The organism is Texcoconibacillus texcoconensis, from assembly GCF_014202575.1.
In the GTDB taxonomy this organism is placed as follows: Bacteria; Bacillota; Bacilli; order Bacillales; family Salisediminibacteriaceae; genus Texcoconibacillus; species Texcoconibacillus texcoconensis.
Genome location: NZ_JACHHB010000003.1, coordinates 1 through 11,414, shown reverse-complemented (window position 1 = coordinate 11,414; position 11,414 = coordinate 1). Strand labels below are relative to the sequence as shown.

Below are 11,414 nucleotides of genomic sequence, written 5' to 3'. Positions count from 1 at the left end.
AATATGTTAAATTTAAACCGATCGGTCGCAGCGTTTGACAAAGCGAAAAAAGTGATGCCAGGTGGTGTGAACAGTCCTGTTCGTGCTTACAAATCCGTAGGGATGGATCCAATCTATATGGAACGAGGAAAGGGTTCGCACATTTGGGATGTGGATGGAAATGAATACCTCGACTACGTGATGTCATGGGGACCACTTATTCTTGGACATGCTGATGACCAAGTTGTTGAATCATTAAAGACGATGGCTGAACGAGGCACGAGCTTCGGTGCGCCAAGTGAAATGGAAACAAAACTTGCTGAGCTCGTCATTGAGCGTGTACCATCGATCGAAGTTGTCCGCATGGTCAACTCTGGAACAGAAGCAACGATGAGTGCATTGCGCCTCGCCCGCGGTTATACCGGCCGTAATAAGATCGTTAAATTCGCAGGTAACTTCCACGGACACGGTGATTCCTTATTAATTAAGGCAGGCTCAGGTGTGGCGACACTAGGTCTCCCAGATAGCCCAGGTGTCCCTGAATCTGTCGCGCAAAACACATTAACCGTTCCTTATAACGACTTAGAAAGCTTGCGTTATACGTTTGAAAAATTCGGCGATGATATTGCTTGTGTCATTATGGAACCAGTCGCAGGAAACATGGGCGTTGTTTTACCAGAAGAAGGTTTCTTACAAGGTGTACGCGACTTGACCAACGAGTACGAAAGCTTATTAATCTTTGATGAAGTGATGTCTGGCTTCCGTGTCGGCTACGAATGTGCCCAAGGAGAATTTGGCGTTACGCCTGACTTGACTTGTCTAGGAAAAGTCATCGGCGGTGGTCTGCCAGTCGGTGCTTATGGTGGAAAGAAAGAAATTATGGCACATATCGCACCGGACGGTCCCATTTACCAAGCCGGCACGTTATCAGGTAATCCTCTTGCGATGACGGCTGGTTATGAAACGTTACGTCAATTGACACCAGAGTCATATGAACAATTTAACCGCCAAGCAGAGCGACTAGAACAAGGTCTACATGAAGCAGCTGAAAAACACGGGATTCCACATCATATTAACCGTGCAGGTTCGATGATTGGCTTCTTCTTCACAAGTGAAAAAGTTGTTGATTACGATACAGCTGCTACATCAGATAAAGAGATGTTTGCAAAATATTTCCGTTCGATGATTGGACAAGGCATTTCCTTGCCACCTTCTCAATTCGAAGGGATGTTCCTCTCAACAGCGCATTCTGATGAAGATATCGAAGCAACGATTGAAGCAGCAGAACGCGCATTTGCAGAAATTAAATAGTAATGGGTTAGATAGACGAAAAAACCGACAGTTGCTGTCGGTTTTTTTGCGTCTTTAGATGAAAGGGAAACATGTTCAGCTGAAGGAAAAAAGAGTTTACCTGAAGGAAAAAACGGTTCAGCTGAAGGAAAAAATGGCTTACCTGAAGGAAAAATCGACTCACCTGAACGAAAAACCAGTTCACCTGAAGGAAAAAACGGTTCAGCTGAAGGAAAAAAGAGTTTACCTGAAGGAAAAAAGAGTTTACCTGAAGGAAAAATCGACTCACCTGAAGGAAAAAACGGTTTACCTGAAGGAAAAAACGGTTTACCTGAAGGAAAAAGTTTACCTGAAGGAAAAACCACCTCACCTGAAGGAAAAAACGGTTTACCTGAAGGGAAAATGAGTTTAGCTGAAGGAAAAACTGATTCACCTGAAGGAAAAATCGACTCACCTGAAGGAAAAACTGCTTCACCTGAACGAAAAACTGCTCCACCTGAAGGAAAAAGTGATTCACCTGAACGAAAAACTGCTCCACCTGAAGGGAAAATTGCTTCACCTGAACGAAAAACCAGTTCACCTGAAGGAAAAAGTGATTCACCTGAAGGAAGAAGTGATTCACTTGAAGGAAAAAGTGATTCACTTGAAGGAAAAAGTGATTCACTTGAAGGAAAAAGTGATTCACCTGAAGGAAAAAACGGTTTACCTGAAGGAAAAACTAGTTTACCTGAAGGAAAAACTGATTCACCTGAAGGAAAAAACAGTTCACCTGAAGGGAAAATGGTCGTACCTAAGGGGGAATTAGTTTACTTGAAGAAAAAAGAAGTCACCTGAACGAAAAAACGGTTTACCTGAAGGAAAAACTAGTTTACCTGAAGGAAAAAACGGTTTACTTGAAGGAAAAAGTGATTCACCTGAAGGGAAAATGGTCGTACCTGAAGGAAAAAGTGGTTCGCCTGACGGATAGTTGGTTTACCTGAAGGAAAAAACGGTTTACCTGAAGGAAAAAGTGATTCACCTGACGGAAAAAATAGTTCAGCTGACGGAATAGTTGGTTTACCTGAAGGAAAAAACGGTTTACCTGAAGGAAAAACTGCTTCACCTGAAGGGAAAACTGCTTCACCTGAAGGAAAAACTGATTCACCTGAAGGAAAAACTGCTTCACCTGAACGAAAAAACATTTCACCTGACTCTTGGCAGCGCACAACCGCAAGATTGTTGGTGACTACAAACATCCAATTACTCTATCCATATTTGGAGCGTTTGTTGTTATTATTATGACATACTTCGGTATGAACACATTAATATCTCAGAAACCACAGCTATTTGCTTAAGTGTCTAAGGAAAGCTACAAAAACCTTTCTCATATATAATATAGAAAGGTACTGATTTTCTCTGTAGGTGGTGAAAAAATGCAGTTTCATATAACACCATTAGGAGATACAGGACTACGAATTCATTTTGGAGAAAAGATTTCACCGCAAATCAACCAGTTGATTCGTCGTTTTGCGATTCTCCTTGAACAACAAGAACTCCCAGGTGTGATAGAATGGATTCCGACTTATACAGCGATATCGATTTCCTATAATCCGTATATCGTGTCGTACCATGACTTAAAAGCAACCTTAATAGAAATGAAAGACAAACAAACAGATGCAACACTTCCGCCCGCTCGAATTATTCATATGCCAACATGTTATGGTGGCGATTATGGCCCCGATTTAGCTGAGGTAGCAAAACGAAACGGACTCCGGGAAGAAGAGGTGATATCTATTCATACAGCCTCAGACTACCTCACCTATATGATGGGCTTTACACCAGGTTTCCCATACCTTGGAGGAATGTCCCAAAAGATTGCAACACCAAGACTTGCCGAACCACGGGCACATGTGCCTAAAGGTTCTGTCGGCATTGCTGGATCGCAAACAGGCGTTTATCCGATGTCAACACCAGGAGGATGGCAGCTCATTGGCCGAACGCCTCTTAAATTATATGATCCATATCGGGAAAATCCGATTCTATTACAGGCTGGCGATTACTTAAAATTTATCGCGATATCAAAACATGAATATCAAAATATCGAACGACAAGTTCAAGACGGAACCTATGAACCTTATATTGATTACTACACAGGTAAGGAATGAGTCTGAAAATGGCGTGAAATCACGCAGAACATTTTTCATCGATTGAGAACGGAGGGGATACAAATGACTTACCAAGTAGATTTAAATAGCGATTTAGGAGAAAGCTTTGGCGCCTATACGATCGGCCAAGATGAACTCGTCCTTGAACAAATCACATCCGCAAACATTGCATGTGGCTATCACGCAGGCGACCATAACGTCATGAGGCGAACAATCAATCTCGCCGTAGAAAAACAAGTTGGCTTAGGCGCCCACCCAGGCTTACCCGACTTAATCGGTTTCGGGCGCCGCCAAATGAACGTAGACCCAGATGACGTGTACAATTTCATCATTTACCAAATCGGCGCATTACAAGGCTTCGCAGAGCTACACCGACTCATGCTCAATCACGTCAAACCACACGGCGCGCTCTTTAATATGGCGACCAAAGATCCAGCCATTGCACAAGCGATCGCAGAAGCCGTCTACCAACTCAATCCCCATCTCATTCTATTTGGTCTAGCAAATGGCGAGCTCGTAAAAGCCGGGGAAAAGGTCGGTCTCACCGTCGCCAACGAAGTGTTCGCAGACCGCACATATCAGCCAGACGGATCACTGACACCGCGTACATCACCGAATGCGATGATCCATGATGCCGACGAAGCAACCCGTCGTGTCATTCGTATGGTGAAAGAAGGGAAGGTTGCGGCGGTCGATGGGTCGGACGTTGACTTGACAGCTGACACCATTTGTGTCCATGGGGACGAACCGAGTGCTTTGCAGTTTGTCAAACAGCTCCGACACGCGCTAACAGAGAATGGTATTACATTAAAGCGGGTTGGGAGTTAATGGCGGCGGTGTTTCGGATCGTGAAGCCGGGACTTCTGACGACTGTGCAAGATCTTGGGCGTACAGGTTACCAACAATACGGGATGGTCGTGTCTGGTGCGATGGATATTTATGCTTTGCAAGTCGGGAACTTGTTGGTCGGAAACGAGCGCGGGGAAGCGGGGCTTGAAATCACCATCATGGGTCCTGAGATTGAGTTGCTAGAAGATGCGGTGATCGCGATTTGTGGCGCGGATCTGTCTGCGACTGTAGACAACAAACCAGCCCCTTTATGGAAATCGTTTTACGTGCAGCAAGGGCAGACAATTCGTTTCGGACGACCAGTAAGTGGTGCGCGTGCATATATTACCGTCGCCGGTGGCATTTCGATTCCAACGGTGATGGGAAGTAAATCAACGTACATGAAAGCGCAAGTCGGTGGCGTGGACGGTCGTGAACTGCAAAAAGGTGATGTAATAGAGAAGGGGAAACCAACCTTTCATAACAGAGGTCTCGTCAGTCGAAGTTTAAAGTCATCGCTTGTCCCTGACTATGAACGAGATCAAACATTGCGTGTCATTTTAGGACCTGACGAACAAGCTTTCCATGAATCAAGTATCGGTACATTCCTATCAGAAGCGTATGAAATCAGTCCACAATCAGATCGAATGGGTTATCGCTTGCAAGGGGCGAAACTTACACACGTTTCAGGAGCAGATATTCTTTCCGATGCGATATTTCCTGGAACGATCCAAGTACCTGCAAGTGGTGAGCCGATTATTTTACTAGCGGATCGGCAAACGACGGGCGGATATACGCGAATTGGGACCGTCATTTCTGTCGATTTGCCTTACCTTGGGCAAATGTTACCGGGGAATAAGATATCGTTTCAGGCGGTGTCTATTGATGAGGCACAAGCGTTAAATGTGAAGCGGGAAAAAGCTTTCCGTCAACTAAGCTTAGGTGCAGGTATAATCAATTGACGAGCTTATTTCGTCGTTTCAATGAAGGATTGGATCGTTAGTCTATTTTCAAACAATCCCTAATGAAAGAGTTGATCAACTTGAACAAAAACTTTCATTGCTGTGCAACGTGCGAGCATTTTCGAGCAGAGAAATTAGAAGATGGGATGCGTTATTATTGTGCTAGGTTAGGCTTTGATACGAAGACGACGTATCAGTTTAATTGCTGGCGTCCGAAAGACCATATTCGAAAGCTTATGGAACAGGATCAATCAAATAAGTAAAGCAAGAGGCGCTTGATCCGTCTCTTGCTTTATTAGATTATCCTTCTGGTACATGGCTTTTTCCTGATTTGCCTTTTCCGTTTCCAAAAAGCTTTTTTGAAATCTTTGGCGCATAAGAAAAGAGGACGATTCCAAACATGGCAGATATCAAGATATACACACTGCTAAACGCCATGATTTCCGTTGTGGCAAGACTTGCCATAATGATGGAGAATTCCCCTCTTTGTGTAAATGAAAGTCCTGCACGAAGCGCCACTTTTTTTGACAGTCCGTACCATTGACCGCCGTAATAACCAACGACTAATTTGGCGATCACTGACCAGATAAATACGGCGATTAACAGTCCGATCATTGGAATGCCTTCACTTAGGTCAATACTCGTCCCAAAGTAGACGAAAAATAAAGGCAGTGTTAAGTCACGTAAAGGTAACATTAACCCTTCTAATTCATGTGTGCGCCGTGCTTCTGCGACAATGATCCCCGCGAGGAAAGCGCCGAGCACTTCCGACAATTCGAAGTAAAGGGCAAGCCCGCCATACGAGAGGGCGATACTGACGACAAATAAAATGAAGACGTCTTGATGTAGATGACGGATAAAAAAAGGTCCGAGCTTACTGAATATGAAATGACCGAGACATATCGCTAGTACAATCAACCCGACGACTTGTAAACCTAACAAGCTCATCGATGTAACGGTAATATCTTCACCGGCTGTTAAGGCAACGAAAATTGCTACCATTACAGGTGCAACAAGATCTTCAAAAATCAAAACCCCAAGCATAAACTCAGATTCGGGGTTGGCTGTTCGTTTAGAACTCTCGAGCATTTTCATCGTAATTGAAGAGCTCGTCGCATACACAACACCACCGATGATCATCGACATCAAGAGATCGATTCCAGCAAGAAGACAAATGCCACTTGTGACACCAAAACTTAAAATAACATCGATCGTCCCAGCTGGTGTCACTTTCTTGGCAATTTTTATCAGCTCTTTAATCGGAAATTCCATGCCGAGCATGAAGAAAAGCAGAACAATCCCTACTTCACCGATAAAATGAAGCATGTCATTACCGCTTAGCCAACCACTTAAAGAAAACCCGAGTAAAATGTAGATGACGACCTCAGGAATCTTAAATTTCGCACCAATAAAACCAAAAATGCCCATGAGTAACAGTAAAAGACCCGCACCAAACATTTCTGGCATCTCTAAAGCCACCTACAGATCCACCTCACCTTCAATCCAACGTTCAAGCAATTGAATTTGTTCGTTTTTTCCAACGGCCATGATCGTATCCCTTGCCTCAAGACGTTGGTCAAGTGTAGGACTTGCAATGACATCATCATCTCGGAAAATCCCTACAATTGAAGCCCCTGTTTTTTCTCTCACTTTCGCTTCTTCAATTGTTTTCCCCGCAAATGGAGACGTAGGATTCACCTTCAACCATTGCATTAAAATCTTGTCACGGAACAACTTCATTTGCTCCGTCTCTATCGGCTGATACGTCGCACCAAGAAGTTGAGCCCCTAATTCACGGGTTTCATCGGCATTCATCTCAATACTGAAATCCGCTTCATCCTCATCAGCCTCATCAAAAAAATAAAGCTCCCTTTTCCCGGTGTGATAAGTCACTAAAACAATCATACTGTCATCCATCGTACGAAAAGAAATCTTCTCTCCAATTCCAGGTAACTTTGTCGAATGAATGTTCATAAACAAGCCTCCCAATATTTCGTTAGTATATCCTTCGCTTACAAAAACATGTAAACAACGAGCGCAAGTTCATTTCTAAAAGGTTGGATCGTTGACAGCAGCAATTCGTACCACAGCAACTACGACCACACGATGTTGAACCTGGTCAGGTGAATGCGACTTGCAGACACAGATGACAGATGCGGGTGCGGACGTATGTGCCGTACATCTTCACTTTTTCATGCAATAAAAAGCGAAATTCATGTCCGAAGCGCACGAAACAGCCGATGTGATCACATTTATCAAAAACAACAAAGTTTACGGAAAGAGCCTTTTTAGAAGAAGTTCGATTTTTACCTGTTCACAAATCGTCTAATTAACTATATAATACCTATTAGAATAGTAGGAATTAGTTGGGAGGTTGGGTATGATGAAATGGTTGTTCCCACTTACGGTCATTATGATGTTATTATTTCCATCGCAAGCTTTATCTCATGCACATTTGGAATCATCTTCTCCTAGTGGTGGGGAAGACGTCGAAGAGAAACTTGAAACGATTGAACTCGTTTTTGATTCGGGGATCGAAGAACATACAACAGTTACCGTTTTCGATGATGAAGGTGAGGAATTGGAAATCGCAGAAGAAATTGTGGACAGTCCACAATTAACAGCAACTTTGGCTGAGCCGCTCGCAAGTGGCGATTACACAGCCGAATGGCAAGCGCTAGCAACGGACGGACATACGACAGACGGAAGTTTCTCATTTACAGTGTCGTCTGATGAAGCAGCATCCTCAGATCAAGAAAGTGAAGAAGAGAGTCGAGACGAAAGTGAAAATACATCGACAGTAGAGGAATCAGTCAATGAGGATATTGAAAATGAAGCATCAGAAAATGAAGTTTCAGAAAGCGATGAAACGGCTGGGGAAAGTGATGATGAGAACGACAACTGGTTATTGTATGCACCGATTGCGATTGTACTTGTGATCGGCGGATATTTTGTTCTAAGGAAGAAGGGATAAAATGATCGCAATCAGTGATGCACTCCTTTATGTAAGCTTTGCGTTTGTTTTTGGTTATCTCATTCTTTCAGTGATTTCGGAACAGAGAAAGCCAGAAGTTGCGATGAACCGGTCCTATTTATTCATTGCCATTGGCGCGATTGTTCTGTTAGCAGCCGCGCCAGCGATTGATATCGTGCAGCATTTAATGACTGCATTCCAAATGCCGATTTTTGAAGCTGCTATCACGGTATTAGGGGATTACCAAGTCGGTCAGGCTTGGATGTTTACACTTGTATTGGCTTTGATGTTGATAGGGCTTTTGAAATTAGGATTTGAAAAAGAAAAAGGCTATCGACCTTTCCTGCCGCTATTGCTTGCGGTCGGGATGGTGTTCTCCGTCAGTTGGGCGAGTCACGGTGCGTCACTTGATGCGATCGGTGGTTTTTTAGGCAATGGGATGCACTTATTAGCAGCGGTGAGTTGGATCGGTGTGTTACTTACCGTTTCATTTTTTGTAAAAGAGGATGCGAATTGGGATAAGTTTTTACAGTGGTTTACACCGTTTGCGATTGTATGTGTATCGGTGATGATCGCATCCGGATTTGTACTGATGGGATATATCGTGCCTGAGTATATGAATTCTTGGATGCTTCCATACGGACAGCTTTTGCTGTTAAAACATTTATTGTTTATTCCTCTCGTGTTTTACGGATTTGCACATGGCTTTTTGTTGCGGAAGAAGATTGAACGTAAACCGCAGTTTTCACCGAAACGGTCGTTTCAAATTGAGAGTGTCATCGGCTTAGCTATTTTTGTTGTCACAGCGGTGATGTCACATCAAACCCCACCTCACGAAGTCGCCACGACGTTACAATTTGAGTTGCCGTCTACAGTTGCAACGGCATTGATCGGTGATTTTGTCCCAGGGAGCGATTTACAATTCGTCGTTTTCCACCCAGCTCTGTTGGCAGCGGTTGCTGCGTTTGGGCTGTTTATTTGGCTAGGGATGATTTTAAAAACGCAACGTCGATTGTTACTTGCCCCTATTGTCACGTTAGGCATTGTGGCAGCAGGGTATACTTGGGTCATAGGAAGTACGGAAACGACGACGGCGACAGTCGATGATACGGTCTATGAAGACGTACAGTCAGCGGTAGAGGTGACACAAGACGGTCGCCAAGTTGATGTGTTAGTCGTGGAAGAATACAAAGATGGTTACGAAGCGGTCGTTTATGTCGTTGATGATGAATTGCTCGTGACTGAACTCGTCGAAGAAACGGAAGACGGATATCAGCGGCTGCCAAATGCCACCCTCACCGTCGGTGGTGAACCAGTGAAGCAAGCAGACCATACGATTCGTACGTTCATCGTTCGCGACGGCTTTTGGGACCACGAAGACTATGAATATACGTACGTCACATTAGGATACGTGCAAGAACCAGCAGAAACGAGCCGCGTCGAAATCGAATACGAACAGATGGGCAACTTCGTCGATGTTGAAAATGATGCATTCATCAACATCGCCCATAGCGACGAAGCATGGAGCGAAAACCATCCAATCAATTTCATGGCAGATGACGGCACAGTCATCGGAGAGTATATGAGAATGGAGATGGAGACTGGGGCGTTTTGTCATTAAAGGCGAAGCTACACAATTATAATAATGTCGTCGATCTCTAGTTGAACAATAAATCCAGGGGATCGACGACAAATAGGAAAAAGAAGAAAAAAAGAAAATGTGGAAGGTTTTTAAAGCAAACCTATTATTATAAAGCTTAAACTTTGATTGAAAATTTCAGGAAGGATTCTTTTGGTCTATAAAGAATACCTATATTAGAGGGAAGTTTGGGGTTTTCATCTTACCTATGAGGAATTGAAACACCACTTGTTGCCCCCATCTTCAATAGATAAGATTGTTTTCATCTTACCTATGAGGAATTGAAACAATTTATTCTTAGTAATTTTTGTTCGTTGATTGTAGGTTTTCATCTTACCTATGAGGAATTGAAACCGGGTTTTCCCGTATAGATGTATTACCAACGTCAAACGTTTTCATCTTACCTATGAGGAATTGAAACTTCGATAATTTCGATGTCTTCACGCGTTATGTCTTCGGGTTTTCATCTTACCTATGAGGAATTGAAACGTGTCTACATATGCAAACAAAGGTTTTTCGCCATTAGTTTTCATCTTACCTATGAGGAATTGAAACACCATCAAAGTCTGCGGCTGAATGTTGGTCGTATAGGTTTTCATCTTACCTATGAGGAATTGAAACATCCGTAAAGAAGAAAAAACGTGGGGGATTGATTATAGTTTTCATCTTACCTATGAGGAATTGAAACTCCGCAACAATGTCCTCAGCTTCTGACCATTCGTCCGTTTTCATCTTACCTATGAGGAATTGAAACAGATAAAACAAGATGTTCTTGATAGCGGTAGAGTTGTTTTCATCTTACCTATGAGGAATTGAAACTGATTATGCAAAATTCCAGTGCTGATGAAAATGGCAGAGTTTTCATCTTACCTATGAGGAATTGAAACCAGCACTCTAAAAACTCTTTGGCTTCGTCTTTATCCCGTTTTCATCTTACCTATGAGGAATTGAAACCTCTTTCGGTCAGTGTGCAGAGATAGCGCGTCCTCTGTTTTCATCTTACCTATGAGGAATTGAAACCAGCTCCTCGAACGATAGCATTTGCGAACTCTTCCGTTTTCATCTTACCTATGAGGAATTGAAACGATCCTCTCCACATGCAACCTTTAGGCGTAGAGTTAAAGTTTTCATCTTACCTATGAGGAATTGAAACTGATTATGTAGAAGGTGATGAAAGCATTCTCGAACAGTTTTCATCTTACCTATGAGGAATTGAAACACCCGATGGGTACGGTGACAGGTCGGTTCAGTTCCGGAGTTTTCATCTTACCTATGAGGAATTGAAACTTGCGCTACATTCCGCATTTAAGTTGTGCGCCGCAATTGTTTTCATCTTACCTATGAGGAATTGAAACTTGCGAACCGGGACGAAAACCCATCGCGCCTTCTTCTGTTTTCATCTTACCTATGAGGAATTGAAACTGCCTAGCGATTTCCTCGCCGTCCTTTTCGACGATTGTTTTCATCTTACCTATGAGGAATTGAAACACCACTGTTTGCGATTGGAATGTCAACACTAAACTGAACAATTTCTTTAAGGTACATTTACTTTTTAAAGAGCTAATAAGTTATGAATCTTCATTTGAAAATGATGCTAG

At 43.1% G+C, this 11,414-nt stretch carries 12 protein-coding genes and 1 CRISPR repeat array; of the genes, 9 read left to right on the top strand and 3 right to left on the bottom strand.

The window, feature by feature from the left end; all coding sequences use genetic code 11:
• The first annotated feature begins 3 nt into the window (after nucleotides 1–3).
• Genes hemL through HNQ41_RS03845 form a run of 3 tightly spaced genes read left to right on the top strand, consistent with a single transcriptional unit; the run spans nucleotide 4 to nucleotide 2,103 of the window.
• The gene (gene hemL, locus HNQ41_RS03855) at nucleotides 4–1,290 is read left to right on the top strand and encodes a glutamate-1-semialdehyde 2,1-aminomutase (RefSeq protein WP_184663115.1); all 1,287 of its coding nucleotides are present in this window, start codon (nucleotides 4–6) and stop codon (nucleotides 1,288–1,290) included.
• Between the two features lie 58 nt (nucleotides 1,291–1,348).
• Nucleotides 1,349–1,675 (top strand): hypothetical protein, encoded by a 327-nt coding sequence (locus HNQ41_RS03850; RefSeq protein WP_184663114.1) that lies wholly within the window; start codon nucleotides 1,349–1,351, stop codon nucleotides 1,673–1,675.
• Entirely contained in the window at nucleotides 1,672–2,103 is a 432-nt protein-coding gene (locus HNQ41_RS03845) for a ribosomal eL19 family protein (RefSeq protein WP_184663113.1), read from the top strand. The genes HNQ41_RS03850 and HNQ41_RS03845 overlap by 4 nt, the downstream gene beginning before the upstream one ends.
• Nucleotides 2,104–2,132: 29 nt before the next feature.
• Here the strand turns inward: HNQ41_RS03845 and HNQ41_RS03840 are convergent, their stop codons facing one another.
• Nucleotides 2,133–2,504 carry a hypothetical protein gene (locus HNQ41_RS03840; protein WP_184663112.1) on the bottom strand — a complete coding sequence of 124 codons (372 nt, stop codon included), beginning with the start codon at nucleotides 2,502–2,504 and terminating at the stop codon, nucleotides 2,133–2,135.
• 177 nt (nucleotides 2,505–2,681) lie between these two features.
• On the opposite strand from HNQ41_RS03840, the gene pxpB reads away from it, so the two are divergent.
• From pxpB to HNQ41_RS03820, 4 genes are all read left to right on the top strand, one after another.
• Nucleotides 2,682–3,413: a 5-oxoprolinase subunit PxpB gene (pxpB, locus tag HNQ41_RS03835; RefSeq protein ID WP_184663111.1), complete on the top strand. Its 732-nt coding sequence runs from the start codon at nucleotides 2,682–2,684 to the stop codon at nucleotides 3,411–3,413.
• A gap of 63 nt (nucleotides 3,414–3,476) precedes the next feature.
• A complete protein-coding gene (locus HNQ41_RS03830) occupies nucleotides 3,477–4,241 on the top strand; it encodes a LamB/YcsF family protein (protein ID WP_184663110.1) in 765 nt (254 codons plus the stop codon).
• Nucleotides 4,241–5,203, top strand: a complete 963-nt coding sequence (locus HNQ41_RS03825) for a 5-oxoprolinase subunit C family protein (RefSeq protein WP_184663109.1) — start codon at nucleotides 4,241–4,243, stop codon at nucleotides 5,201–5,203. The genes HNQ41_RS03830 and HNQ41_RS03825 overlap by 1 nt, the downstream gene beginning before the upstream one ends.
• 80 nt (nucleotides 5,204–5,283) lie before the next feature.
• The gene (locus HNQ41_RS03820) at nucleotides 5,284–5,466 is read left to right on the top strand and encodes a hypothetical protein (RefSeq protein WP_246421479.1); all 183 of its coding nucleotides are present in this window, start codon (nucleotides 5,284–5,286) and stop codon (nucleotides 5,464–5,466) included.
• Between the two features lie 37 nt (nucleotides 5,467–5,503).
• Here the strand turns inward: HNQ41_RS03820 and HNQ41_RS03815 are convergent, their stop codons facing one another.
• Both HNQ41_RS03815 and HNQ41_RS03810 read right to left on the bottom strand, forming a co-directional pair.
• Nucleotides 5,504–6,682, bottom strand: a complete 1,179-nt coding sequence (locus tag HNQ41_RS03815; RefSeq protein WP_343043322.1) for a cation:proton antiporter — start codon at nucleotides 6,680–6,682, stop codon at nucleotides 5,504–5,506.
• Nucleotides 6,683–7,177: a cation:proton antiporter regulatory subunit gene (locus HNQ41_RS03810; protein WP_184663107.1), complete on the bottom strand. Its 495-nt coding sequence runs from the start codon at nucleotides 7,175–7,177 to the stop codon at nucleotides 6,683–6,685.
• A gap of 406 nt (nucleotides 7,178–7,583) precedes the next feature.
• On the opposite strand from HNQ41_RS03810, the gene HNQ41_RS03805 reads away from it, so the two are divergent.
• Nucleotides 7,584–8,177: a copper resistance CopC family protein gene (locus tag HNQ41_RS03805; protein WP_184663106.1), complete on the top strand. Its 594-nt coding sequence runs from the start codon at nucleotides 7,584–7,586 to the stop codon at nucleotides 8,175–8,177.
• A gap of 1 nt (nucleotide 8,178) precedes the next feature.
• Nucleotides 8,179–9,798: a copper resistance D family protein gene (locus tag HNQ41_RS03800; RefSeq protein ID WP_184663105.1), complete on the top strand. Its 1,620-nt coding sequence runs from the start codon at nucleotides 8,179–8,181 to the stop codon at nucleotides 9,796–9,798.
• A 211-nt stretch (nucleotides 9,799–10,009) separates the two neighbouring features.
• Nucleotides 10,010–11,304: a CRISPR direct-repeat array (repeat unit 30 nt; unit sequence GTTTTCATCTTACCTATGAGGAATTGAAAC).
• Between the last annotated feature and the right edge of the window lie 110 nt (nucleotides 11,305–11,414).

What these genes read in the sequence shown, in the direction of transcription:
- hemL (WP_184663115.1), top strand. Translation starts at nt 4, where the DNA reads ATGTTAAATTTAAACCGATCGGTCGCAGCGTTTGACAAAGCGAAAAAA.
- HNQ41_RS03850 (WP_184663114.1), top strand. Translation starts at nt 1,349, where the DNA reads ATGAAAGGGAAACATGTTCAGCTGAAGGAAAAAAGAGTTTACCTGAAG.
- HNQ41_RS03845 (WP_184663113.1), top strand. Translation starts at nt 1,672, where the DNA reads ATGAGTTTAGCTGAAGGAAAAACTGATTCACCTGAAGGAAAAATCGAC.
- HNQ41_RS03840 (WP_184663112.1), bottom strand. Translation starts at nt 2,504, where the DNA reads ATGTTTGTAGTCACCAACAATCTTGCGGTTGTGCGCTGCCAAGAGTCA.
- pxpB (WP_184663111.1), top strand. Translation starts at nt 2,682, where the DNA reads ATGCAGTTTCATATAACACCATTAGGAGATACAGGACTACGAATTCAT.
- HNQ41_RS03830 (WP_184663110.1), top strand. Translation starts at nt 3,477, where the DNA reads ATGACTTACCAAGTAGATTTAAATAGCGATTTAGGAGAAAGCTTTGGC.
- HNQ41_RS03825 (WP_184663109.1), top strand. Translation starts at nt 4,241, where the DNA reads ATGGCGGCGGTGTTTCGGATCGTGAAGCCGGGACTTCTGACGACTGTG.
- HNQ41_RS03810 (WP_184663107.1), bottom strand. Translation starts at nt 7,177, where the DNA reads ATGAACATTCATTCGACAAAGTTACCTGGAATTGGAGAGAAGATTTCT.
- HNQ41_RS03805 (WP_184663106.1), top strand. Translation starts at nt 7,584, where the DNA reads ATGATGAAATGGTTGTTCCCACTTACGGTCATTATGATGTTATTATTT.
- HNQ41_RS03800 (WP_184663105.1), top strand. Translation starts at nt 8,179, where the DNA reads ATGATCGCAATCAGTGATGCACTCCTTTATGTAAGCTTTGCGTTTGTT.